The sequence below is a fragment of the Thalassospira sp. CH_XMU1448-2 genome, from assembly GCF_037027285.1.
In the GTDB taxonomy this organism is placed as follows: domain Bacteria; phylum Pseudomonadota; class Alphaproteobacteria; order Rhodospirillales; family Thalassospiraceae; genus Thalassospira; species Thalassospira profundimaris_C.
On the sequence record NZ_JAYMEA010000001.1, the window covers coordinates 338,275 to 362,676 of the forward strand.

Below are 24,402 nucleotides of genomic sequence, written 5' to 3' on the forward strand. Positions count from 1 at the left end.
CCCTGAATGTCAGAATTCGGTTCTGGCAAACAGATCGCAGATCCAGTCGACAAAAACCCGCACTCGCGCAGAAAGCTGCCGGTTTTGCGGATATAGCACGGAAACCGGCATCGGTTCGGGCGGATATTCAGGCAGAACTTCAACAAGCCGCCCGGATCGAAGATCATCGACAACGCGATAGCGCGGCACCTGAACAAGGCCAAGCCCGGCCGCCGCACAGGCGGCATAGGTATCGGCACCGGTGACCGAAATGCTGGGCGGCAGGGTGATTTCACGCACCTTGCCTGCAACCACAAAATCAAGCGGGATTGGCTTGTCATCTGCCCCCGAAAGAAAGCAAACCATCTGATGGCCTTGCGCCTCAAGATCATCAAGGGTTTCGGGAATGCCAACCCGGGCAAGATAATCGGGGCTTGCGATGGTCACTTCGCGCAACAGGGTCAGGCGCCGCCCGATCATTGATGAACTGGCCAGATCGCCACTGCGCAGCACGCAATCAAATCCTTCATGGACCAGATCGACAAACCGGTCGCCATCAGCAATCACAAGATTGATGCACGGATAGCGCTCCTTGAATTCGGAAATGGCGGGAATGATAAAGGTTCTGGCAAGGGTCCCCTGAAGATTGACCCGAAGCAATCCCCTCGGATCGGGATTAGTAAAGCTGGTATCGGCATCTTCAAGATCGGCCAGAATCCGCACACAGCGATGATAATAGGCCTCACCATCATGGGTGGGCTTTACCGTGCGTGTCGTGCGTTCAAGCAACCGCGTGCCCAGCCGGTCTTCAAGGCGCTGGATCGAATTGGTCATGGTGGCGCGCGGGATCAAAAGATCGCCCGCGGCCTTGGTAAAGCTTTGGCGCTCGACCACCCGGACGAAATTGCGCATGTCTTCGAACCGGTCCATCACAGATTCCAATTGTTGATAAAATTCGAACAGTCAATTCGAATATAGGGCAATTATCCGAAAAGTCATCCGGGGCATAGTGCGCTCATCACATTTGAGGTTGTCACCCCATCCAAGGAGACTTTTCATGTCTGCCAATCAAAACAGAACTGCCATCATCACCGGAGCCGCGCGCGGGATCGGCGTTGCCCTTGCCAAACGTCTTGCCGCTGATGGTTTTGCCGTGGTTATCAATTATGCCAACTCTGCCACCCCGGCCGAGGAACTGGCCCAAAGCCTGAAAGCCGACGGGTATAAGGCCATCGCAATCGGGGCCGATATTGCCCGCCCCGATGCGGTCACCGCCCTGTTTGACAAGACCATCACCGAATTTGGCGGGGTGGATGTCATCGTCAATAATGCCGGTGTCATGACCACCCAGCCGATTGCCGACATGGATGACGCCACCTATGACGCGATGATGGATATCAATGTGCGCGGCACCTTCAATATGCTGCGCGAAGGGGCCAAACATCTGCGCGATCATGGCCGGGTGATCAATTTTTCGACCACCGCCCTGCATCTGAAATTACCGGGCTATGCAGTCTATAACGCCACCAAGGCCGCAGTCGAAGCCATGACCGCAGTCTATGCCAAGGAACTGCGTGGTCGCCATATCACGGTCAATGCCGTTGCCCCGGGTCCGGTTGCGACCGAGCTGTTCCTCAATGGCAAAAGCGATGAACAGATCGCCCAGTTTGCCAAGATGCCGCCGCTTGAGCGGCTTGGGCAACCGGACGACATCGCCGGTGTCGTTTCCTTCCTGGCCGGGCACGATTCCGGCTGGGTTGATGGTCAGACCATCCGTGCCAATGGCGGACTGGCATGATTTTCACCTAGATACCGCAATCAGGGATCAATAAACTGCGCAGATAGCCCCCCAACCCCGTATCTGCGTTGGCCCAAATTCCTGAAAGACTGGCAAATGACGTTGCCTGATCCTTTGTATCGGGCGGCGTCATTGCCGTTTGGCGATGACCCCCCACGCGATGTGATAACTTTTGCCGGTTCAATCACCCTTGCCGCAAAAGCTTCCTTTCGGCCATGATGCCCGGCCACCAATGAAAGGGACCCCATGTCAGACAGCACCAACCTCACGTTTCGCTATGCCACCCGCGAAGATTTGCCTGCCATCGTTGCGCTTTTGGCCGATGATGAAAAAGGCAAAACCCGCGAGGAATTAGCCGATCCATTGCCCGATGCCTATTATCAGGCCTTTGATGCGATGGAGTCCCAATCGACCGACGCATTGCCCAACAAATATCTTCTGGCCATTCTGGGCGACGATATTGTCGGTTGTCTGCAGTTGACCCTGATTGCCGGATTGTCGCGGCGCGGACAATTGCGCGCCCAGATCGAAGGGGTTCGGGTCTCAAGCAAGGTGCGCGGTCAGAAGATCGGTGAAAAACTGATAACAGAATCCATTTCGATTTCGAAATCACTTGGCGCGGTGCTGATCCAGTTTACCACCGATAAAACCCGCAAGGATGCCCACCGGTTTTATGAACGGCTTGGCTTTGTCGCCAGCCACGAAGGCATGAAAATGGCGCTTGGCCAGATGCCGTAATCTGTGGCTTTGCGCTTGCGCAATAACATTGCGGTCAATTTCTGCTAGACTGTACCAGTCCCTTCAAGCACGGATCGGAGCACCATCATGAATTTGATCGAATTGCAGGATATGGCCCGTGAACGCGGTTTCATCCATCTGTTCAGTGCCCGTAACAATCATGTGTTCTGTGATGGCAAACAGGCAAAATACCATGCCGATGACCTGACGATCCTTGACAGTCGTGGGGTCGATAACGGCACCGATCCCGGCGATGACGCCACCCTTTATATGATTGAGGCCGCCGACGGCACACGCGGCATGCTGATTGTCCCTGACAGTTTCCATACCGATCCCGACAAGGCCGATCTGGTCGATCATTTGCGCCGTCGTCCGTCCTGATCTGTCGCGCACCTGTCATGTGTCGGAACATTCCTGACATCTGTGACGTTTTACCTGTATCAGGAAATTTCGATCACGGAGGTTCCCATGACCCTTGCCGATCTTCAGGCAAATGCCAAAGAACACGGCTTTACCCATCATTTCATGTGCGAACGCGATGGTGTGCGCAGCGACGGCACCGGTCATCTTTATGCCGCCGACGAACTGCGACTTGTCCATTCCAACAGCACCGATCACGGTACCGATCCGGGCGATGATGCAACACTTTTCATGATCGAGGCCAAAGACGGCACCAAAGGGATCATGATCGTCGCGGATTCATTCCATACCGACCCGCACAAGGCCCGCATCATCGATCAGCTGCGCCGAAACCGGGCGAACAGCTAGACAGGGCTAATAGCCAATTGTCACTTGCAAATGAAGTCGGCTGGAACGGTCGGTAATGACGTCTGCGTTATCGGCAAGCTCCCAGCCATAATCCGCCGAGACCGAGATTAACGGTCCGAGGAAATAACGCAGGCCCAGTCCGGCTGATGCAACAGTGACGGTGGAATCCTCGCCAGCAATCGGAAACTTGTTCCGGCCAGCCCCCAGATCAGCAAATGTCAGAAATGTCAGGCTGTCCTGAGCCGGAAGATCAATATCGGCCAGATTTTGCGACAGTCCGGGCAGCAAATCGACAAGCCCGAAGGACGGAGCATGCAACTCAAACCGGCCAACAATTGCCTCATCGCGATAAATTTTGCCATCCTGATAGCCGCGCACCGCAGATGAACCAGTCATCATGAGCTGTTCGCTTCCCAGAAGATTACCGGATGCCAATTGTGCATTGACCGATCCATGCAGGCTGAAATCATTGGGCAAGGGCGTGGCAAAGGAAAAGGCCCCCCGGCCGATAAGGTAATTGGCCTTTGCCCCCGAACGACTGGTATTGAAATACTGATCCTCATTTCGCGATGTCAGGCCACCAGGGCTGGCAACGATGGTGCCGCCAAATCCGAACGTTGTGCCATCCATCGTATAATTTCCGGAATAGCCGGCCTCGGCCTGGACGACATGGGTCACATTGTCTGTAACCGGCGTGGTGGAATAGAGCAGGGTGTTATCACTTGATTTGAACGGCACACTGAAATTCAGCTGGTCGGTATAGGCTCCGACCGTCTCAAGCGGAGAATCACATCTCCGCCTGATCGGGCTGACGACTAATCTTCATACTTTTCAACACACTATACAGAATCTTTCTAGGGATAAAATTCAACCTGCACATCATGAATATGTGATTTCCGCGCATATCATGCTTGACATCCCTTCTTCTGATATAGATAGTTCGGTAACAGAACGAATTAAATAAACCAAATAAAAATCAGATCATCAGGAGAGGCCGGTGAGCGAAACTTTGCGCATTTCCCGGAAGTTTTCCCAGCGTGCAGTAATGGAGACCATCGTCCAGAATGGTCCGATTTCGCGTGCATCCATTGCCAAACAAACCGGTCTGTCAAAACAGACGATTTCCGAAATTGTCCGTCAGCTTGAAGAAGCCGGCTGGGTACAGGAAACCGGGCGCACCGGCGGCCATATCGGTCGTACTGCTGTTACCTATGAACTGATCCCTGACGCTGCCTTCATTGCCGCAGTTGATCTTGGCGGCACCAAGGTTCGCGTCGCCATTGCCGATCTGGCCTGTCAGGTCTTTGCCGAGGAAGTCGCTCCCACCGATCCCCGTGGCGGTCAGGATCTGGTCAACCAGATTGCCGAACTGTGCTGGCAAGCGGCCCGCAACCAGAAGATCGACCGCGACCGCATCCGCCTTGCAGTTATCGGCGTGCCCGGTGCCCCGGACCCGAAAACCGGTCGGGTTCTGCTGGCGCCAAATATTGCCGGTTTTGAAGACATGAATGTCTTTGCCGCGTTTGAGGAGGCGTTCGGCTTTGACGTCATGCTTGAAAATGACGTCAATCTGGCTGTTCTGGGTGAAAACTGGCTCGGTGAAGGCCAGGGCATTGATAATCTGGCCTTTATTGCATTGGGCACCGGGATCGGCAGCGGCCTGATGGTGAATGGCGAACTGGTGCGGGGCGCCCGGAATGCGGCTGGCGAACTTGGTTTCCTGCCATTCGGTGCAGACCCGTTTGATAGCGAGTCCATTCGGGCCGGGGCTTATGAACGTGTTGTGGCCTCGGTCGGAATGGTCCAGCGTTACAAGGCATTGACCGGACGTGACGTCAAAGTGCCCGAAATCTTTGATGCCGCCAATGGCGGCGAAGTAGCCGCCAGTCAGGTTCTTGATGAAACGGCCCGCTATCTTGCCTTTGGGGTGGGTGCAATTGCCGCCATCGCCAATCCGGAAAAGATCATTCTTGGCGGTTCCATCGGTGATCGTCCGGAACTGATCGCGCGCACCCAAAAATTCCTGATCCAGATCATGCCCCAACCGGTCGAAATCGTGCCCAGCAACCTGCATCAGCGCGCCGCCATCATCGGGGCTGCGGCCATCGGGCTTGGCCATCTTCATAATACCTTTTTCGGGGCTGATGCCCCGGACGGGCGTATTTCCCTGCCCCCGGCCAGCTCGGTATCGCTGCAAGGAGCCGGGAAATGACCCAGACATCCGACCTGCACACCAAACTGGCCAAATTGCTTGATCGCGATGATGCGCTTGACCTGTTCCGGGGGGCCATCGGGGCTGAAAGCATTACAGGAAACGAAGCCAACTTCGTCGCCTATCTTGCCAGCCAGATGGAAAAGCGCGGTATTGAAGCCATCGCAACCGCCGAATTTGAACCCGGTCGCCCCAATATCTGGGGAGAGCGCAAAGGGACCACCAGTCATTCCGATAACACATCGAAACGACTTCTGTTTATCGGTCATACCGATACGGTCCATGTCGATGGCTGGCGCGAACATTGGCAGGGCACAGAACGCGAAGATCCGTTTGGTGCGCCATTGATCGACGGTGAAGTCTGGGGCCGGGGATCCGGTGATCTCAAAGCCGGGATTTGCGCATCGCTTGCAGCACTCAGCCTTCTGGATGCAGCGGGTATCCGGCTTAAAGGCGATCTTGCCTTTGCCTATGTCGGCGATGAAGAAAGCGGTCAGCCCGGATCGGGCATCTCGGCCGGGGTAAAGGATTACACCAACCGCATCAAAGCGGGCGAGATCGCCAAGCCTGACTTTACAGTCTATGTCGAACCAACCCGTCTTGCGGTCTATCCGGCCCAGATCGGCTTTTACATCGCCGATATCAAAATCACCGGAAAATCGGCCTATTTCGGCGTGCCGGAACTGGGCAAGGATGCACTGAAAGCTGCACATTCCGTCATGTCCGCACTGTGGTCGCATTCGGATGACCTGAAATCGCGCGGGCATCACGACCTGATCGGCGAGGGCTTCCTTCTGATCACCGGACTGACCGGCGGCGGTTTCATTGCGGTTCCGGAAGAATGTTCTTTGTCGCTGATCCGCAAACTGTTGCCGGGCGAAAGCCTGGATGATGCGGCCCGCGAAATGGAAGACATCATTCGCAGCGCCATCGTTGATCCCGATATTGCAGTTTCGATCAGCTATCCGGCTGGTCGTGATCATCCGCTTGGAGGATCAGCCGCCGAAATCGACCCGACTTTGCCCGAAGTGCGCGCTTTGTCCGAGGCTGTCGCTGGTGCGATGGCAGGACGGGGCACCATTGAAGGCGCGCCGTTCTGGTCGGAAACCCCGTTCTTTGTCAACGAGCTGGGCACACCGGCGGTCTATTGCGCGCCCGGTGATATCCGCAACTGCCACACATTCGAAGAACGCGTTGATATCGAAGAATATTTTGCAGGCATCGTCGCCTTTGCCTGCTTTATGGCCCGTTATTGCGGAGTCGCAGACTGAGACCAGGCGACAGCTTACCACCACCAGAACCGACCAAAAACAAGACCAAACAAGACAAAAAACACATTATCTATCAGAGGAATGGCTCATGCTGATCAAGGGATTGCTTAAAACCGGTCTGATCGCCGGTATCATGATGACAAGCGCACTCGCCCATGCCCAGACCGTTGGTCCGAACGGCGAAACCGCAACGCCAAGTGCCGAAATCACCCTGTCGGACGCCGAGTTTGCCAGCCTGAAGGAAAAGGGCCTCAAGGCCGCTTTGCTGTGGCATACCTCGTCTGATTTCATCAATGCGGTTTCGGCTGGTGCCACCGATGAATTCGCCAAGGCAGGCGTTTCAATCGCCGTGACCACCGATGCTGGATTTGATGCCGCCCGTCAGCGCAGTGACATTGAAACCGCCCTTACCGTCGAACCCGACGTGATCCTTGCCCTGCCGCTTGATCCGGTGACCTCGGCCGCAGCCTTCCGCGAGGCGGTTGCCAATAATACCAAGCTGGTCTTCCTGTCGAACCTGCCATCCGGGTACGAACATGGCAGCGACTATGCCGCCATCGTCACCGATGACCTGTTCGAGATGGGCAAACAGGCCGCAGATGCCCTTGCCAGGGATATCGGTGAAAAGGGCAAGGTTGGCTGGATCTTCCACGATGCCACCTATTACGTCACCAACCAGCGTGACAATGCCTTTAAAACTACAATCGAAAAAGACTATCCTGGCATTGAAATCGTTGCAGAACAAGGCATTACCGACCCGGCTCGCGCCGAGGAACTGGCATCTGCCATGCTGCTCCAGCACCCGGACCTTGACGGCATCTATGTCACCTGGGCCGAACCGGCAGATGGCGTTCTGGCCGCCCTTCGTGCGAGTGGCAACAAACACACCAAGATCGTGACGCTTGATCTGTCCGAACCGGTCGCGCTTGACATGGTACGCGATGGCAATGTCACCGCGATTGTTGCCGACAAGGCCTATGAACTCGGCCGCGCAATGGCGGCAACCGGCCTTAAGGCGCTTCTGGGTGAAGAAACCCCGGCCTTTATCGTGGCCCCGGCACTGACAGTCGAAAAGGCCAATGTGCTTGAAGGCTGGAAAGAGTCGCTTAACCGCGAAGCACCGGAATCTGTCATCAAAACGCTGAACTGATCTCGGCATAGATACGACGATGCGGGGCGGCTCTTGCGGCCGTCCTGCATTTAAACTTCCCGACTTTTCCGCACCTTAATACCTTGCCGTTCTGCCCAAGAAAGTGACTGCCATGTCTCAATCAAAAACCGGCACCCCGATATCTGCAAAATCCCCGGCGCAAAGCACGCCTGGCAAGATACTGGGCAAGATCAACCTGCAGCAATATGTCGTCTATTTCGGCTTTCTGGCGATCTTCCTGTTCTTTGCCGTAACTCTTGGTGATAACGGGTTCCTGTCGGTCAGAAACCTTTCGAACATTGTGTTGCAAACCGCACCGGCGACCATCCTTGCCATTGGTCTGGTTTTTGTGCTTTCAGCTGGCGAGATCGACCTTTCCTTTGGCTCCATCGTTGCCATGTCTGCGCTGGCAGCCGCCGTCGTGATGAATGAATATGGCATGACAGCCGGTATTCTTGCCGGCATGGCGACCGGTATTGTCGCAGGCGCAGTCAATGGTGCAGTCGTTGCCTTTGTCCGTTTGCCATCATTTCTGGTCACCCTTGCGACCATGGGACTGTTTGCCGGGATTGCGCGATCCATGACCAATTTGCGCTCGATCCCGGTTCTGGATCTTGATTTCGCCGGTTTCTTTGGCTCGGGCAGCTTCCTTGGCATTCCGTCCCTGATCTGGTGGACGGTGATGGCGGTTGCCATCGGACATTTCATCTACCGTGAAACCCGTTTTGGCGCGCATGTATTGGCAACCGGTGACAATCCGCGCGCAGCAAGTGTTTCAGGCATCAAGGTCGCGCGCATTCGCCTTTATGTCCTGACCCTTTCGGGTGCGCTCGCCGGTCTTGCCGGACTGCTGTATGCCGGGCGCTTGCAGGCCGCCAAATATACCCTTGGGGAATCAGATCTGATGACAGTGATTGCTGCTGTCATTGTCGGCGGCACGCTTCTTCATGGTGGCAAGGGCACCATCATTGGCGCGCTGATCGGATCACTGATGATGGGGATGCTTAATAACGGGCTGATCCTGATGGGGCTTTCGGTTTCCGATCAGATGATCGTCCGGGGTCTTATCATTCTGGCGGCGGTTGCTGTCTCGTTGCGCGAAAAAGCGCGGTAATCCAGAACGCAGGAGCAAAAAATGTTTCTTGATGTATTGCGTCGCCGCAACCCGAAATTCATCGAAGCCGCGATGGCCCTTCACCGCGACGGCAAGGTTCCGGCAAATGCCTATATCCTTGATCTTGATGCGGTCGAGGCCAATGCCCGCACCCTTAAAACCGAAGCCGACAAGCACGGCCTTAAAATCTTTGCCATGACCAAGCAGGTCGGGCGTGCCAGCTCGTTCTCGCATGCGGTCATGCGTGGCGGTATTGACCGGTCTGTTGCAGTCGACATGGCGTGTGCGCGTGCAACCCATAATGCCGGATTGCGGGTTGGCCATCTTGGCCATTTGCAACAGGTAGCAAAGTTCGAAGCCGACGCCGCAGCCGAACGGTTCCGCCCGGATTACTGGACCGTCTTTAACGACATCAAGGCCAAAGAAGCCGCATCGGCGGCCAAAAAGGCCGGTTATGTTCAGGATCTTCTGGCCCGCATCCATGCCGAGGGGGATACATTCTATCGCGGCCATGAAGGCGGCTTTGCTGCTGATGATATCGCAGAAGTTGCTGATTTCCTTGATGATCTTGACGGCGGGCGCTTTGCCGGTATCACCACATTCCCCGCCTTGCTGTTTGATCATGACAGCCGCAAGGTCCTGCCGACCCAAAATCTGGGCACGCTTGCCAAGGCAGCCGATCTTCTGGCAAAACGCGGTCGTTCTGATATCGAAATTAATGCACCGGGCACCACGTCATCTGTGCTTCTGGCCGGTCTTGCCGAAGCCGGCGCGACCCAGTGCGAACCGGGCAATGGCATTCATGGCACCACAGCCCTGCATGTGGTTGAAGATTTGCCCGAACTGCCAGCGGTTCTTTATCTGACCGAGGTCTCGCATCTTTCGGGTGGCAAGGCATATTGCTTTGGCGGCGGGTTCTATATTGATCCGATCTTCCCCGATTATGACGTGCAGGCCATCGTTTCCGATGAACCGACCACCGCAAGCACCGCACTTCGGTCCGTTGAAGTCCCGCCACCCTCCATGATCGATTATTACGCGATGATTGATGCCACCGGGCCAAAGGCCCCGAAACCGGGCAATACCGCCGTGTTCGGGTTCCGCGGGCAGGCCTTTGTCACACGCGCCTATGTGGTAGGTGTATCGGGCATTTCGACCGGTAATCCGGTTGTTGAAACCATTGAAAACAGCTTTGGCGAAACAGCCGCCTGGCCGGTATAGGAGATTAGGGATGAACAGCCAAAAACCGGTCCTGAGCCTTAAAGACATTCAAAAGCATTTCGGTGCCGTAACGGCCATCGAGAATTTCTCGCTTGATATCCATCCCGGCGAGATCGTCGCCCTTGTCGGGGACAATGGCGCAGGAAAATCGACCCTGATCAAGATCATATCGGGCGTGTATGCGCCGAGTTCCGGCACGATCACGATCGAGGATGAAACCGTCTCGATGGCCAGTGCCGAAATCGCCCGATCCCACGGGATCGAGGTAGTCTATCAGGACCTTGCCCTTGCCGATCAGCAAAGTGTTTACATGAACATGTTCCTGGGGCGTGAAATCACCAATCGCTTTGGCCTTCTTGATCGCAAGACCATGATTGCCGAAACCCAGAAGCTGGTCGACGAACTTGATGTTCGTATTCCAAGCCCGCATGCGACCATCCGCGATCTTTCGGGCGGGCAGCGTCAGGGGGTGGCGATTGCTCGTGCGACCCGCTGGGCCAAAAAGGTCATCCTGCTGGATGAACCGACCGCAGCCCTTGGGGTTGCCGAAACCGCCAAGGTCGAGGAAATCGTTGAATCTCTCAAGGCCCGCAATATCGGTGTTCTGATCATCAGCCACAGCCTTGATCAGGTCTTCCGCCTGGCCGATCGCATCTGTGTACTGCGTCGCGGCCAGCAGATCGGCATTCGCGAAACCGCCAAGACAGATAAAAACGAAATCATCGGCATGATTACCGGCCTGCAGCAGCAGGATGCCGCTTAAAAACCGTTATTGAACTACCAGCAATAAACCATCTGTCGATCACTCAACGACACGGCCCCGCTTTTGCCGTCCGAAAACGCAAAAAAAGGGATACCAAAGGCTTGGTACCCCTTTATCTGCATCATGACTCTTCACAGCCGATGGAAACGTTTGATCACCACAAATGATGGACGTGCGGGGCGATGCGCTGCTCATAGATTTTGCGCAGTTCGCCGATCACTTCCGGCGGCAGTGGCGCAACATCACTTGCCGCCGCATTCGCTGCTGCCTGGGCTGCATTCTTTGCCCCCGGGATCACAACACCAACCGACTCTTCCATCAGAATCCAGCGCAGGGCGAACTGCGCCATGGTGATATTGTCCGGAACCAGTCGGCGGATTTCCTCAATAGCCTCGAGCGCGACATCAAACGGCACACCGGCGAATGTTTCGCCTTTGTCAAACGCCTCGCCGTTGCGGTTAAACGCCCGGTGGTCGTCTGCGGCAAAGGCGGTTTCCTTTGTCATCTTGCCCGTCAAAAGGCCCGATGCCAGCGGCACACGGACGATGACCCCGACATTCTTTGCTTTTGCCTCGCGGAAGAAAAGTCCGGACGGGCGTTGGCGGAAGATGTTGTAAATGATCTGAACCGACGCGACGCCGGGATATTCGATGGCTTTGAGACCTTCTTCGACCTTTTCGACCGAAACACCGTAATTGCGGATTTTCCCGGCGGTAACCATTTCCTCCATCACCTCGAACACATCCGGGCGATAGAAAACCTCTGTCGGCGGGCAATGAAGCTGCACAAGATCAAGACAATCCGTCGCAAGGTTCTTAAGGCTGCGTTCAACAAACGCTGTCAGGTTCTGCTTGTTGTAGCCCTCGGACACATGCGGATCGAGGCGACGTCCGGCCTTGGTTGCGATGAACGGACGTTCGCCACCGCGTTCTTTCATGACATCGGCGATGATTTTTTCCGACCGGCCATCACCATAAACGTCGGCGGTATCAATGAAGGTCGTGCCATTATCAAGGGCGGCATGCAGGGCCGCACGCGCGTCAGCCTCTGAAACATCGCCCCAGGCGCCACCAATGGCCCAGGCACCGAAACCGACTTCCGAAACCGTGCGCCCTGTCTTACCAAATTTTCTGTAGTTCATGTATTGTTGCTCCTAAGGCATTAACTGGCCGCCATTGACCTCGATGATCTGGCCTGTGATGTAGCCCGCCATGGCGTTCGAGGCGAGAAACAGGAACGCCCCGACACATTCATCCGGTCGGCCCACGCGGCCCATCGGTACTGTTGCGCTTTGCGCGGCAAGAACATCAGGCGGTGTATAGCGGTCATGAAACGGCGTCTGAATAAGACCCGGCGAAACAGCGTTCACGCGAATGCCGTCTGCCACAAATTCCTTTGCCTGTCCGCGTGTCAGGCTGCTGACAAAGGATTTTGCCGCCGCATACAGCACAGCACCACCGCCGCCGCCATTGCGCGCAGCAATTGATGTCGTATTGACCACAAAACCGTTTTCCGACGCTTTGAGGTAAGGATACGCCGCCACCGTGGCTTCCCAGACCGATTTGCCATTCAGGGCAAAGACACGGTCAAAATGGTCAGGTTCGACCTCGGTTGTGGGCACACGTCCGAGCATGCCGCCAGCATTATTGATCAGGCCATCCAGCCCGCCAAGAATCCGGGCGGCTTCCCTGACAACTTTCGACGGTGTACCCGTTACACTCATATCGCCCTGAACAGGAAAGACATGTTCAGGAAACTCTGCCTGAAGGGCAAGTGCTGCTTCACGGCTTTCATTGTAATGAAGGGCAACCTTGGCACCCTGCGCGGCAAACCCCCGGACAATCTCGGCCCCGATCCCGGTTGAGCCCCCGGTTACCAAAACACGCCGCGACATCAGGTCTGGAATCCTGATTGCCTGAATATCACTCATCGTATTCCTCCGGCTAAATTGTCTGACTTTTGGCCAGATTACTTGTTGCACGGACCGGTGTGGTGTGGTTTCTCATGAATTGAAATCATCCACAAAGTGAATAGAGTTCAACTTGGCTGGAATCGACCGCGCAGAGTTTGCCGATCTACGCCTGTTTCTGGCAATTGTCCGCCGCCAGAGTTTCAAGGCTGCGGCCATTGAATTCGGGCTTTCACCGTCGGCCGCAAGTCACGCGATCCGCCGTCTGGAAAGCCGCCTTGGCGTAAAGCTGATCAATCGAACCACCCGCGCAATCGTGGCAACCGAACTGGGTCAGGACCTTGCAACCAAGCTTGCAGAGGGCTTTGACAAACTCGATGAAGCACTCCAGACGCTTGATGCACCCGGTGCCGCCAGCTTTGGCGAGGTTCGCATCAACGCCTTTTCCGATGCCGCACACCTTCTCATCGCCCCCGCACTACCTGAATTTGCCAAGACCTTTCCCGACGTCAGCCTCGGCATTGTTGTTGAAAACCGGCCGATTGATATTGTCGCAGAAGGATATGATGCCGGCATCCGGTATGGGCATCTGGTCCCGGAAGACATGGTTGCCGTCGCCCTCAGCGGACCCCAACGCTGGGTGGTGGCAGGCGCACCAAACTACCTTGAACGGCACGGAAAACCCGATACCCCCGAAGATCTGCGCAATCACACATGCCTGCAACTTCTTCTGGGTGACAATTCGCGTTTTCCCTGGGAACTTGGCACCGGCCCGGATCAGAAAAGCTATCGCGTGCCCGGCCACATCACCATTCAGGACACGGCGACCACGATTTCGGCCGCCAAGGCCGGACTTGGACTGGCCTATCTGCTGGAATCACGGATTGCCGACGAGCTTGCCAGCGGGCAGCTTGAAATCGTGCTGGAAGACTATGCATCATCTGATGATCCCTTCCATATGTATTACAGCAGCCGCCACAACAATCATCCGGGCTTGCGCGGCCTTATCAATATCATCCGAAAACAGAACGGCCTGTCGCGCATATGATCTCACCCAGGTCAGCAATGATCGGCACCCAAGATTTGGCAAGACGGCAAGCGCTTTCAAATGTCTTGCGACAAGGGTGCAAAAGTACCAACAATGATGGATTAGCGCCGATAAACCATCTGCCGGTAATTCAGCGCCTCGGCAATGTGGCCGCGTTTGACACCCGCACTTCCGGCCAGATCGGCGATGGTGCGGGCCACCCGAAGAATACGGTGATAGCCGCGCGCCGAGAGCTTCATCTGACGCGCCGCATCCTGAAGCAATCTGCGCCCGTCAGCATCCAAAGCCGCGGCTTCTTGCAGGACTTCGCCATCGGCCAGCGCATTGGTCGATATGTTTTCGTTTTTATATCGCAACATTTGCAGTTCCCGGGCGAGAAACACCCGTTCGCGAATGATCGCACTGCTTTCACCATTGGCTGGCAAATCAAGTTCTTCAGGCTTTACCGCCGGGACCTCGATCTGAATATCAAAGCGATCGAGAAGCGGCCCCGATAACCTTGCCTGATAATCCTCGCCACATCTGGGCGCACGGGTACAGGCCAGATCATTATCGCCCAGATAGCCGCAACGACACGGATTCATCGCCGCGACCAGTTGCACCCGTGCCGGATAGGTCACATGCGCATTGGCGCGCGCCACGGAAACCTGCCCGGTTTCAAGCGGCTGGCGCAGGGCATCCAGCACATTGCGTTGGAATTCCGGCAATTCATCAAGAAACAACACCCCGTTATGGGCCAGTGAAATCTCGCCCGGTTTGACCCGGTGACCACCCCCGACAAGGGCGGGCATGGATGCTGAATGGTGCGGTTGCCTGAAGGGGCGGGTGCGAATAAGCCCGCCTGCAGGCAGCAATCCTGACACCGAATGGATCACCGTGGTTTCAAGCGCCTGTCTGGCATCAAGATCGGGCAAAATACCGGGCAGGCGGGCGGCCAGCATGGATTTTCCCGATCCGGGTGGTCCCGACATCAAAAGGTTATGCCCACCGGCGGCTGCGATCTCAAGCGCGCGCTTGGCACTTTCCTGTCCCTTGATATCGCGCAGGTCGCCGTGAAATTCGCTGATTTCGCCGTCCTCATGGCGGACCGGACGGGCAAGAATCTGCGTTCCCTTGAAATGATTGATCAGGCTGATCAGCGTCTTGGGCGCGAGGATTTCCAGATCACCGGCCCAAAGGGCTTCGGCCCCGTTATCACGCGGGCAAATAATCCCGCATTCGCACATCCCGGCTTCCATTGCAGCGGGCAAAACCCCGCCAACCTTGGTAATACTGCCATCAAGGCCAAGCTCGCCGAGCACCAGAAACCGCTCGATATCCTCATGGCCGATCACATCCATTTCGGCCAGAAGGCCCAGGGCAATCGGCAGATCGAAATGCGATCCTTCCTTAAGCAAATCGGCGGGTGCAAGATTGATGGTAATCCGTTTGGGCGGCAAAGCCAGTCCCATCGCGGAAAGGGCGGATCGCACACGTTCGCGGGCCTCGGAAACGGCCTTGTCAGGCAGCCCTACCACCGTAAAAGCCGGCAGGCCACTTGCCATTTGCACCTGAACATCGACGGCAATCGTTTCAATTCCGGCAAAGGCAACTGTCGTAACCCGCGCTGTCATGCTGGCTGATCCCCGTAACCACAAGTTGCATTACTTTGACGGGAAACGGGGATCAGGGCAACAAATCGTTTATCAACAGCGGACTAGGCGGATCCTGCCTGCGCATCGGCGGGCATCTCGGTATTGATCATCCAGGGCGTGCCGAACCGGTCGACAAAGATGCCATAACCCGGCGACCAGAAGGTTTCCTCGAACGGCATGGTCACCGTGCCACCGACCGAAAGCGCATCGAAAATTTTCTTTGCTTCGTCGGGCTCTTCAAAATGAAGCGAGGCATTCATGCCCTGCATCGGACTGAAGTAACCAGGCGGGCAGTCCGATGCCATCAGATGCCAGTCATCCCCCATCAGGCAGGCATGGGCGATCTTGTCATTATGGTCTGGCATGTCACCGGCCATCGGCGTATCGCCATAGGCCATCATGATCAATTCACCGCCCAGAACAGATTTGTAAAACTCAAATGCTTCACGGCAGTTGCCATCAAAATTCAGATAAGTGATCAGTTTCATCGGGATATTCCTTGTAAAAAAGGTGGTCGCAAGGGTCACGGCTCCAGCCCGAACTGGGCTTCACCGCTGTCACAATCAAAAGGCACCGAAAAATGTTCATGCATGATGCGCCAGTGCCCACCCTGCTTTTCAAGATGGCTGGTGGCGCGCATCCAGCTGGCCTGTTCGCTGCCATCCGGGTTACGAATGCCACACCGGATCAGGAAATGTGCCACCGCAAGATGGCCAGACGCCCGGATAACCGGTTCCTGTGATTGAAAAATCATGTCGCCCTGATCGGGTATGCAGCTTTGCCAATGGGCATGATAGTCGGCCCGCCCGTTAATTTGCAGCGGCCCGACCGCGTCATAGGAACAGATATCGTCGTGATAAAGTTCCATGATGGCATCAACATTTCGATTACTGGCCGCTTCAATCCAGCGGTCAAAAACGTTTTTGATCTCCTGATAGTCTTTGCTGGTCGCATGTTTCATCAGACATATCCTTTGTTGGTGACACGAGGGGGTCAGATGTTTGACGAACGAGGGATAAGCAGCCTCACCCTGCGGCACAGGCACGTTCAAGCTTGGCAATATCGATTTTTTGCATGGTCAGCATGGCCCCAGCCGCCCGCGCAGCGATCCCGGGATCGGGATCGGTCATCAGGTCAATCAGACGGGTCGGAGTGATCTGCCAGAACAGGCCGAACCGGTCGCGGACCCAGCCGCAATCGCGTGGCTCGCCGCCTTCGGACAGACAATCCCAGTAATAGTCGACCTCTGCCTGATCCTTGCAATCAACGACAAAGGATACGGCTTCGGTGAATTTGAATTCCGACGGGTAGTTGAACGCCGTAAATTGCCGTCCGAACAACTCAAATCCGATGGTCAGAACCTGTCCCTCCGGACCGGGTCCGGCAGACGTGCCACGCATGACCTTGCCAATTTTCGTGCCCGGAAAAACCGTGGCATAGAAATTGACGGCTTCCTCGGCATTGCCGTTGAACCACAAAAAGGGGCTAATTTTCTGCATGGGGCATCCTCCTTGCCGGGCAGAATGAATTTGGATCGGCGGCGACACTCAAACCGGATGATTGATTAGTCTTTTATGATTTTCCCGTTTGACAAATACGTTGATATCAACATAATTATTCCATGTCAAAAAAAGATTTCAACCACAGCGATCAGAAGGTCCCGTTTGCCGATACCATTATGGTGCGAGACTCGTGCCTTTGCCTGCATGTCAGGCGGGCGGCACGCACGATTGCACGGCGGTTTGACGATGCCTTTCGACCGCTTGATCTGACCAGCGGGCAATATTCGCTTTTGATGTCCCTAAACCGGCCCGCACCACCACATATGAAAGATGTTGCCGATCTTCTGGCGATGGATCGCACCACGCTGACCGCCAATCTCAAACCGCTGGAACGACGCGGACTTGTTGAAATCACCCCGGACCCCAGGGACAAACGCGGCCGGTTGCTCAGCCTGACCAAGGACGGCATGGCGCTTCTGGTGCGCGCTTTTCCGATCTGGAAGGAAACCCAGGATCAGCTCGAAAGTCTGGTCGCCAGCTCCAATGCACAACAACTTCTGGCCGATCTGATCAGTCTTTCGCAGGAACCGGAACGCTAGGCTGCGACCCCGTCAGAAAAACCTGATCCGGCTAAGCAGTATCAAGCCGGTATTTCAGGAAAACTGCCCCTTCATGGCTAACCTGCCCGTCAAACACAGCCCCCATGCGTTTTAACGCCCCCAGTTTCGTGCGGGTTGGCGGCAGCAAAAACGTGACAGAGGAAATGCGCCGATCCGAACGGGCAAGATCAAGCGCCTTGCGGGTGATCACCATGCCCAGTCCGAAATTCTGTGGCCTTAAAACCAGCCCGTAATCCCAGTCTTCACCCTCTTTTTGAAACCCGCCCCAGCCGACATAGTCGCCATCGCACAGGATCACCCAATGCCCCAGCCCGTCACGCTGCCAGTATTGCGATTTATGGGCCATAAATTGCTGATAGCTGTCCTGATCCCACGGCCCGTCAAGCAACGGCATATGCGTTGCCATTCGCGGATCGGACATATGGGCGATAATGTCATCAGGGGCGATGGTCTCAAGGGGTACAAACGCGATGTCGCAGATGCCCGATGGCGGCAAGGCAGCATTTTCTGACATGTCATCCTGCCAGTATGATCAAAGAAAAAGGCGCAAGGGATTTGCACCCATTGCGCCGTCTGGCAGATCAAATGTCAATTCACGGCCCATCACATTTGCCGACAGGCAGCAGTAAAAACAGGAAAAGGGCCTCGCAACGATCAGTCGTCGCTTTTATCCGCTCCGTCCTGCGGTGGCAGGAATTCCTTGCGGCAGGGTACAGCTTCTTCGTTCACAACGGTCCAGCCGAAATTGCGAAACTTGCCAAAGCTTTCCTTTTTCATGGTGATGCCGCTGGCTTCATGCTTGCGCACAATGCGGGCGTCCTCCCCGTCAATGCGGGCGGCACGGGCCCAAGCGCGTTCACGCATGGCTTTGGTGATTGTCGGTTCGGTCATGAAGGCTCTTTTCATCGAATGGGGCCAAATCGCATTATAGCGCGATCAGGCAGGTTTCACGATGGCTTTAACCCATGACCTGATCGCAGGCAATTGGCTTCTGATCGCTGTCAATCCGTGTCATGGGGCAAATGGAACACAGTTTCAGTCAAAGATTCCCGTTCGGACATGATCGCCATCCAGTCGCGTACCCGGACCGGAATGTCAAATCGCCGTTCGGGCCAGCGGAAATCAATGTAATAAAGCCCGACCAGAACCGACCATGTGCCAATATGTGGCGCTTCGGTCCGCAATTGCGGCAGGCCGTCCAGGATGGCATCAATTGCGCTTTGTACTGCGGCTGCCTGACGTTCCATTACGAAATCGGAACGATCTGTTTCATCGCGCTTTGAATCGGCAAAAAGGCGTCCCGTCGCCGCCATCATGCCATCGGCAAGTCCTTGCCATTTCAGGGCATTAAGCCGCTCCGCCCCGCTTTGGGGAATCACGCCTTCGGACTGGCCTTTTGATCGGGCCAGCTGGTCAAGATAGTCGCAAATCACCGCTGATTCAAACACCGCCATCCCGTCTTCAAGGATCAGGGTCGGAACCTTGGCCAGCGGGTTATGGGCGCGAAGGGCGGCATCGGTCCAGGGATCAATCAGGATTTCACTGACCTGTTTTTCCAGACCCAGTTCACGCAAAACAACACGTACCTTGCGCGAGAAAGGTGACGTTGGAGAATAGTAAAGCTGCATCATGGTCAAAATCCCTTGCCGTTATTGAACGTTACGGATTTTGTAACGCCCTATATCGTCAGATCCGGTGTCTCGCCGATCCCCTCAAGATGCCAGTTTGCATCCCAGCGTTCATTCTTGCGGGCCAGTGTAAGGTAATTTCGCGCTGCACAATAGGTTCCTTTGCGCCCCGGCAGCGGTTTTAGTCTGGTCGGGCGATCCGGCAACGGATGATCCCCGATCCATGCAAGCAAACCCAACACCCTTGCAAACATCACCGGCGGGGCGGTGTGGGAAATGCCCGAGGCCACCAGTTGATGAAGGGTTTTACCCGCTGTTTCAAAAGTCCCGCGGGTTGCAACATGGATTTCCCCCGACAGAAGGGTAATTTCATGATCATGATCATTGGCAATGCGTTCAAGCAATTCAAGGAACCGGCACCATTCGCGCCGGTGCCATCGGCTTTGCCACTGGTCACGCAGATCGTCTTCATATTTCTGGGCGCTGGGCAACAGATGCAAAAACATCTCGACCAGTGACAGGCGCGGACCAATCACCGGCACGCTCGACATCAACAGGATGCGGTTGCCATCGGGTATGGTTTCAAGGGCACCCGGAAGATCGCGCCAGCCGTGATCACCGATAATGTCATTGGGCGTCCGTTCGGATCGAAGATCGGGCGCAATCAGGCTCAGCCCCGGATAATCCACCCGCCAGCCAAGGCTTCTTCCGTCCCGGTCAAGCACCATTGCAGGCAGGGTTTTCGGACCGGTATCCGGACTGGTTGCAAGCTGCATCAAACAGAATGCCGCCCGCGCGCAGGCAAACATGCCACGCGCCACTTGTGATCCCTGAAACCATTTCTTGTGGCTGCCCCAGCCATCAAAAATATCATGGTCATCCCACATCATCAGCGACGGCACGCGGGCAAGCATATGACTGATCTGGGGTTGCCCATAGATCGCCAGATAATGATCAAGATAGAATTTCAGAACCGCATCACGCATGTCTTCGGTAAATGCCGTGGCAAGTTTCTGGCGGCGGCGCGCCTTGTCCCAGGCAATGATGCCCGGATGACACTCCCACACCCCGTCGGCATAAATCTGATCCCCGCCATGGAGCAACAACGCAAAAGGCCTGTCCTGATGTTGTCTGGCCAGATCAATCCACAATGCATTGCGGTCTTCAAGCGGCCGGTCAAGATCACCGTCTTCCTGCCCGTTACAGGACACAAACCCAATCCGCAGATCACCGGTAAAATCCGTGCAGACAGAATACGTTTCACTTCCGAAATGATAACAGGCACCCGCATTGGCGGGAAGCTCGAACTCAAACCGCCAATAGCAGCGCCCATAAAGTGTCGCCAGCAATTCCGGTAGAACAGGCTGGCCGGAATCGGTGCGAAATTCGGGAATGTCGAGCCCTTCGGGCGCAACCACAAGTGCGGCGATCCGCGATATCTGACCGGTGCCGCCACGGGCAAACAGGAACGGCCCGAACAGGTCGGTATCAGTGCTTGGTGATGGCGTGCTGGCTGTCATCTGTCCCTGTCATCTGCCGAAGTGCTACGTCACTTATACGTTCAGTCGGTAAGGCGGTTCCGTGTTGATGGACATAAAACCTGACCACATCCTGAACGGATTGTTGAAGTCCAGAGAAGCAATCGAAACAAAAAAGGGCAAGCGACCCGGATCACTTGCCCCTTGATTTCGAAAAAGCCGTTCACTTAGGACAGGCGCGTCTCGATCGCATCCCAGATCAGGCTTTCAAGCTTCGATCCGTCAAAGCGGTTCACTTCCTGCAAGCCGGTCGGCGAGGTGACGTTGATTTCAGTCATATAATCCCCGATCACATCGATCCCGACAAAGATCAGATCGCGCTTTTTAAGCTCCGGCCCGATGCGGTCACAGATTTCAAGTTCGCGCGGGGTCAGAAGCGATTTCTCGGCAACACCGCCAACATGCATGTTTGATCGCGCCTCGCCTTCGGCCGGAACACGGTTGATCGCGCCAACCGGTTTGCCGTCAACCAGAATGATGCGTTTGTCGCCCTTGCGCACATCAGGCAAATAGGCTTGAACCATCAAGGGTTCGCGCGACTGGGCTGCAAACAGTTCCAGCAGGGAATTAAGGTTCTCATCCCCCGGTTTGAGATGGAAAACACCCGCCCCGCCATTGCCAAACAGCGGCTTGACGATGATGTCGTGGAATTCTTCGCGGAATTCACGGATGCGCGCAGCCGATCGCGTGATCAGGGTTGGCGGCATCAGATCGGGGAATTCGGTGACAAAGATCTTTTCTGGCGCATTGCGGACATGGCCCGGATGGTTGACCACGAATGTTTCCGGATGGATCGCCTCAAGCAAATGGGTCGCCGTGATGTAATTCATGTCAAACGGCGGGTCCTGACGCATCAGGATGACGTCGGTTTCCTTTGCCAGATCAATGACCCTGGACGCGCCAAGATCATGATGATTGCCATGCTCGTAGCGCAGGGTCATCGGGCGAACTTCGGCCTTGATGCGGCCGCGGTCATAGAACATGTCATCGGGATGATAATGCAAAAGTTCATATCCGCGCTCCTGGGCTTCAAGGCCCATGACAAAGGTGGAGTCCCCTTTGATATCGATTGATTCGATCGGATCCATCTGGATGGCGACGATACGGCTCATTAAACGCGTTCTCCTGTTCACCGGGACGGTGCTGCCCCTGACCTGCATGTCGACAATTATGGCCCAAAACGGCCAATTGTGATCATTTGCGGGCATGGCTTGACCCGGCTGGCCTTCCCGGCCAAATGATGCGATATGTAAGATGTTGCGATTACATTTGGCAGGATTTTTATCATCCGCCATTCATCTTCCGCAATCGCCATCAATTATTTGTTTTGAAGACCGGACAGGCACATGACTTTTTCGCGTAAGAATTCCAGGGCACATTTGCAAAATATCGGCAAGAAAAGCCGGTCCTTGATTGCTGCAAGTGTCCTTGCCACTGCCATCGGTCTTGGAACCCTTGCCAGCGTCGCTTTCCTGCCACAGGCAGCGCACGCCCAGTCGGCTGACAAAATCAGCCCGGAAATGATCAGCAAGATCGAAAACTATCTGGCGAATATCACCACGCTCAAGGCCGATTTCGTACAGATTTCCTCGGATGGCGGGGCCGCCGAGGGCGAATTGTTCATGGAACGTCCGGGCAAGATGCGGTTTGAATATAACCCGCCGGCACAAATCCTTCTGGTCTCGACCGGGCATGATTTCATTTACTATGACAAGGAAATCAATGCGCCGACCTATTTCGACATTGATGAAACCCCGGCCGGTATCATTCTGGCGGAAAACATCTCGCTGACCGACAAGGTCAAAGTCGTCAATTTTCAGCGCACCGCCGAAACCATCCGCGTTGAACTGGTCCGTAAAACCGATCCGGGTGCAGGCAGTGTGACGCTGGTCTTTGCCGAAAAACCGATGCAGCTGCGCCAGTGGATCGTCACCGATCCGACCGGGATTGAAACCACAGTAACGCTTTTCAACACCGAAGAGGGCGTTGCGCTTGATCCGGCCCTGTTCAAATTCAAGCGTATCTGGCCGCAAAGTGGCAACTGATCATAAAAATTTCTCATCTGTCTTGCCCGATCAGACAGACCGGCTTTCGGGCCGGTTACTGTTAAATATTTTTTGATTCAAACCCTTGTCGCCATTGGGGTTTCGTAATGAAACCGGCCATTGTTCAGAATCACTCAAACATTCGTGAGGCAGGGCAAATTTCGGCCCGGATGCTATGGCGGAGGGGCAGCGAGCTTCCTATATGTGAGTCTGTCACAAGGTTCCCCTTAATGATGGGAACCCGGTGTGAGGAAGAGGTCTCCCCTACCTTTCCTCACGCTCCAGATCATCGGAGCGCTGGCGTCCGGTTCTCCCCCCTGGCCGGACGCCTTTTTTTTGCCCAAACGCCACGATAAGACGGAAAACTTGGTTTGGGTCCCGACCCGGCCGGATTTGGGAAATTTTCTGCTTTTTTGCGCAGATTTCACGGGCTGTTAATTTTAATTGCATAGGAACATCAGGCATGATTCCCTTGCAGGCAAAGTTCGCCAAATGACACGACAGGACCGACACGTTCGATGATCAATGACTTTCTGAAATCCATCGCACAATTTTCCGACCCGCGTTTTCGCAAAGTCGTACTGATTGGTGTTGCCGGTGCATTGGCCACCATTATCGGTCTTTGGGTTTTGATCTGGCTTGGCCTGAATTCCATTACCTTTTTCACCGATGGCGGCTGGCTTGAAAGTGCGGTCGACTGGCTGCTTGGCATCGGGTTGATGTTGCTGGTGATTTTGCTGTTTCCCGCAGCCACGGTTCTGATTTCAAGCCTGTTGCTTGATCAGATTGCCGATGCGGTCGAAGACAAGCATTACCCGACCTTGCCCGAAACCCGTCCGCAGCCGATTTCCGAGGCCCTGATCAGCGGCCTGAAATTCGCGCTGACGGCACTGGCGCTTAACATTCTGATTTTGCCACTTCTTCTGGCCGGTCCGCTTTATGTCATCGCCTTCTACACGATGAACGGATATCTTTTGTCGCGCGAATATTTTGAACTGGTTGCGGCACGCCGTTATGATGCACGCACGGTTGAGACCATTCGCCAAAGTCGCCAGAAAAAGCTTTGGCTTGCCGGTATCGGCCTGACATTCCTGATGACCATTCCGGTGGTCAATCTGGTCGCGCCAATTATCGCAACAGCCTTTATGGTCCACTATTCTGTTCGCCTTGGCACCTTTGTGCCCCAAAGTGCATAACGCTGGAACACCGCCGCATGACACGGCACGCACAAGGCAGACGGAGAGCGGATTGCTGAACCGAAACTGCAATACAAGGATCTGGTCATCCAATGTTTGGGAAGAAAAAAGCCAATAAAACAGTCGACAGTAATGCGGCTTCGTCCGATACATCTGTCAAGGATGGATCAGGCACCCTTTCCGGGACCACGACCAGGTCGACAGAGATCGCATCCGAGCACGCCTCTGGCAGTGCCGTAAAAACAGAAAAACGTACTGAGCCGCAGCT

At 55.2% G+C, this 24,402-nt stretch carries 27 protein-coding genes; 14 read left to right on the top strand and 13 right to left on the bottom strand.

Annotated elements, in window-relative coordinates:
* Positions 1-9 precede the first annotated feature (9 nt).
* Positions 10-909: a LysR family transcriptional regulator gene (locus WA318_RS01585; protein ID WP_336079656.1), complete on the bottom strand. Its 900-nt coding sequence runs from the start codon at positions 907-909 to the stop codon at positions 10-12.
* A 127-nt stretch (positions 910-1,036) separates the two neighbouring features.
* Here WA318_RS01585 and WA318_RS01590 point away from each other — a divergent pair, with 127 nt between their 5' ends.
* The 4 genes from WA318_RS01590 to WA318_RS01605 all read left to right on the top strand — a co-directional run bounded on the left by WA318_RS01590 (position 1,037) and on the right by WA318_RS01605 (position 3,283).
* Complete coding sequence (locus tag WA318_RS01590; RefSeq protein ID WP_336079657.1) at positions 1,037-1,777, top strand: SDR family oxidoreductase; 741 nt, start codon at positions 1,037-1,039, stop codon at positions 1,775-1,777.
* Positions 1,778-2,023: 246 nt separating this feature from the next.
* Positions 2,024-2,515, top strand: a complete 492-nt coding sequence (locus WA318_RS01595) for a GNAT family N-acetyltransferase (protein ID WP_336079658.1) — start codon at positions 2,024-2,026, stop codon at positions 2,513-2,515.
* A gap of 87 nt (positions 2,516-2,602) precedes the next feature.
* Positions 2,603-2,896, top strand: a complete 294-nt coding sequence (locus WA318_RS01600) for a phosphoribosylpyrophosphate synthetase (protein WP_114096347.1) — start codon at positions 2,603-2,605, stop codon at positions 2,894-2,896.
* A gap of 87 nt (positions 2,897-2,983) precedes the next feature.
* Positions 2,984-3,283 (top strand): phosphoribosylpyrophosphate synthetase, encoded by a 300-nt coding sequence (locus tag WA318_RS01605; RefSeq protein WP_114096855.1) that lies wholly within the window; start codon positions 2,984-2,986, stop codon positions 3,281-3,283.
* 6 nt (positions 3,284-3,289) lie between these two features.
* Here WA318_RS01605 and WA318_RS01610 read toward each other — a convergent pair whose 3' ends face one another.
* Positions 3,290-4,021 (bottom strand): ShlB/FhaC/HecB family hemolysin secretion/activation protein, encoded by a 732-nt coding sequence (locus WA318_RS01610; RefSeq protein WP_114096348.1) that lies wholly within the window; start codon positions 4,019-4,021, stop codon positions 3,290-3,292.
* A gap of 259 nt (positions 4,022-4,280) precedes the next feature.
* On the opposite strand from WA318_RS01610, the gene WA318_RS01615 reads away from it, so the two are divergent.
* The 6 genes from WA318_RS01615 to WA318_RS01640 all read left to right on the top strand — a co-directional run bounded on the left by WA318_RS01615 (position 4,281) and on the right by WA318_RS01640 (position 11,014).
* On the top strand, positions 4,281-5,495 hold the full coding sequence (locus WA318_RS01615; RefSeq protein ID WP_114096349.1) for an ROK family transcriptional regulator: 1,215 nt from the start codon (positions 4,281-4,283) through the stop codon (positions 5,493-5,495).
* Positions 5,492-6,766: a M20 family metallopeptidase gene (locus WA318_RS01620; protein ID WP_336079659.1), complete on the top strand. Its 1,275-nt coding sequence runs from the start codon at positions 5,492-5,494 to the stop codon at positions 6,764-6,766. Before WA318_RS01615 ends, WA318_RS01620 begins: the two co-directional genes overlap by 4 nt.
* Positions 6,767-6,854: 88 nt before the next feature.
* On the top strand, positions 6,855-7,916 hold the full coding sequence (locus WA318_RS01625; RefSeq protein WP_336079660.1) for a substrate-binding domain-containing protein: 1,062 nt from the start codon (positions 6,855-6,857) through the stop codon (positions 7,914-7,916).
* A gap of 112 nt (positions 7,917-8,028) precedes the next feature.
* Complete coding sequence (locus WA318_RS01630) at positions 8,029-9,030, top strand: ABC transporter permease (RefSeq protein WP_336079661.1); 1,002 nt, start codon at positions 8,029-8,031, stop codon at positions 9,028-9,030.
* A gap of 21 nt (positions 9,031-9,051) precedes the next feature.
* The gene (locus WA318_RS01635) at positions 9,052-10,251 is read left to right on the top strand and encodes an alanine racemase (protein ID WP_336079662.1); all 1,200 of its coding nucleotides are present in this window, start codon (positions 9,052-9,054) and stop codon (positions 10,249-10,251) included.
* A gap of 10 nt (positions 10,252-10,261) precedes the next feature.
* Complete coding sequence (locus WA318_RS01640) at positions 10,262-11,014, top strand: ATP-binding cassette domain-containing protein (protein ID WP_114096354.1); 753 nt, start codon at positions 10,262-10,264, stop codon at positions 11,012-11,014.
* 154 nt (positions 11,015-11,168) lie between these two features.
* Here the strand turns inward: WA318_RS01640 and WA318_RS01645 are convergent, their stop codons facing one another.
* Both WA318_RS01645 and WA318_RS01650 read right to left on the bottom strand, forming a co-directional pair.
* Positions 11,169-12,155 carry an aldo/keto reductase gene (locus tag WA318_RS01645; protein ID WP_336079663.1) on the bottom strand — a complete coding sequence of 329 codons (987 nt, stop codon included), beginning with the start codon at positions 12,153-12,155 and terminating at the stop codon, positions 11,169-11,171.
* 12 nt (positions 12,156-12,167) lie between these two features.
* Positions 12,168-12,944, bottom strand: a complete 777-nt coding sequence (locus tag WA318_RS01650; RefSeq protein ID WP_336079664.1) for an SDR family NAD(P)-dependent oxidoreductase — start codon at positions 12,942-12,944, stop codon at positions 12,168-12,170.
* A gap of 112 nt (positions 12,945-13,056) precedes the next feature.
* Here WA318_RS01650 and WA318_RS01655 point away from each other — a divergent pair, with 112 nt between their 5' ends.
* Positions 13,057-13,971 carry a LysR family transcriptional regulator gene (locus WA318_RS01655; protein WP_336079665.1) on the top strand — a complete coding sequence of 305 codons (915 nt, stop codon included), beginning with the start codon at positions 13,057-13,059 and terminating at the stop codon, positions 13,969-13,971.
* A 101-nt stretch (positions 13,972-14,072) separates the two neighbouring features.
* On the opposite strand, the gene WA318_RS01660 is transcribed toward WA318_RS01655, so the two are convergent.
* The 4 genes from WA318_RS01660 to WA318_RS01675 form a co-directional block, all read right to left on the bottom strand.
* Positions 14,073-15,584: a YifB family Mg chelatase-like AAA ATPase gene (locus WA318_RS01660; RefSeq protein ID WP_336079666.1), complete on the bottom strand. Its 1,512-nt coding sequence runs from the start codon at positions 15,582-15,584 to the stop codon at positions 14,073-14,075.
* Positions 15,585-15,667: 83 nt separating this feature from the next.
* The gene (locus WA318_RS01665; RefSeq protein ID WP_336079667.1) at positions 15,668-16,093 is read right to left on the bottom strand and encodes a VOC family protein; all 426 of its coding nucleotides are present in this window, start codon (positions 16,091-16,093) and stop codon (positions 15,668-15,670) included.
* A gap of 35 nt (positions 16,094-16,128) precedes the next feature.
* Positions 16,129-16,566 (bottom strand): YybH family protein, encoded by a 438-nt coding sequence (locus WA318_RS01670; RefSeq protein WP_336079668.1) that lies wholly within the window; start codon positions 16,564-16,566, stop codon positions 16,129-16,131.
* 64 nt (positions 16,567-16,630) lie between these two features.
* Positions 16,631-17,104: a VOC family protein gene (locus WA318_RS01675; RefSeq protein WP_336079669.1), complete on the bottom strand. Its 474-nt coding sequence runs from the start codon at positions 17,102-17,104 to the stop codon at positions 16,631-16,633.
* A gap of 122 nt (positions 17,105-17,226) precedes the next feature.
* Between WA318_RS01675 and WA318_RS01680 the strand changes: the two genes are divergently transcribed.
* Positions 17,227-17,706, top strand: coding sequence for a MarR family winged helix-turn-helix transcriptional regulator (locus tag WA318_RS01680; RefSeq protein ID WP_336079671.1), 480 nt, complete (start codon positions 17,227-17,229; stop codon positions 17,704-17,706).
* Positions 17,707-17,737: 31 nt separating this feature from the next.
* Here WA318_RS01680 and WA318_RS01685 read toward each other — a convergent pair whose 3' ends face one another.
* The 5 genes from WA318_RS01685 to gshB all read right to left on the bottom strand — a co-directional run bounded on the left by WA318_RS01685 (position 17,738) and on the right by gshB (position 22,005).
* Positions 17,738-18,241 carry a GNAT family N-acetyltransferase gene (locus WA318_RS01685; RefSeq protein WP_336079672.1) on the bottom strand — a complete coding sequence of 168 codons (504 nt, stop codon included), beginning with the start codon at positions 18,239-18,241 and terminating at the stop codon, positions 17,738-17,740.
* Positions 18,242-18,381: 140 nt separating this feature from the next.
* Entirely contained in the window at positions 18,382-18,618 is a 237-nt protein-coding gene (locus WA318_RS01690; protein ID WP_336079674.1) for a hypothetical protein, read from the bottom strand.
* A gap of 110 nt (positions 18,619-18,728) precedes the next feature.
* Entirely contained in the window at positions 18,729-19,358 is a 630-nt protein-coding gene (locus WA318_RS01695) for a glutathione S-transferase (protein WP_336079676.1), read from the bottom strand.
* 47 nt (positions 19,359-19,405) lie between these two features.
* Positions 19,406-20,875 (bottom strand): alkaline phosphatase D family protein, encoded by a 1,470-nt coding sequence (locus WA318_RS01700; RefSeq protein ID WP_336079678.1) that lies wholly within the window; start codon positions 20,873-20,875, stop codon positions 19,406-19,408.
* A 185-nt stretch (positions 20,876-21,060) separates the two neighbouring features.
* Positions 21,061-22,005, bottom strand: a complete 945-nt coding sequence (gene gshB, locus WA318_RS01705) for a glutathione synthase (RefSeq protein WP_336079680.1) — start codon at positions 22,003-22,005, stop codon at positions 21,061-21,063.
* Between the two features lie 234 nt (positions 22,006-22,239).
* Between gshB and WA318_RS01710 the strand changes: the two genes are divergently transcribed.
* Positions 22,240-22,938, top strand: coding sequence for a LolA family protein (locus WA318_RS01710; protein WP_114096367.1), 699 nt, complete (start codon positions 22,240-22,242; stop codon positions 22,936-22,938).
* 518 nt (positions 22,939-23,456) lie between these two features.
* Complete coding sequence (locus tag WA318_RS01715) at positions 23,457-24,134, top strand: EI24 domain-containing protein (RefSeq protein ID WP_336079682.1); 678 nt, start codon at positions 23,457-23,459, stop codon at positions 24,132-24,134.
* Positions 24,135-24,402 lie beyond the last annotated feature (268 nt).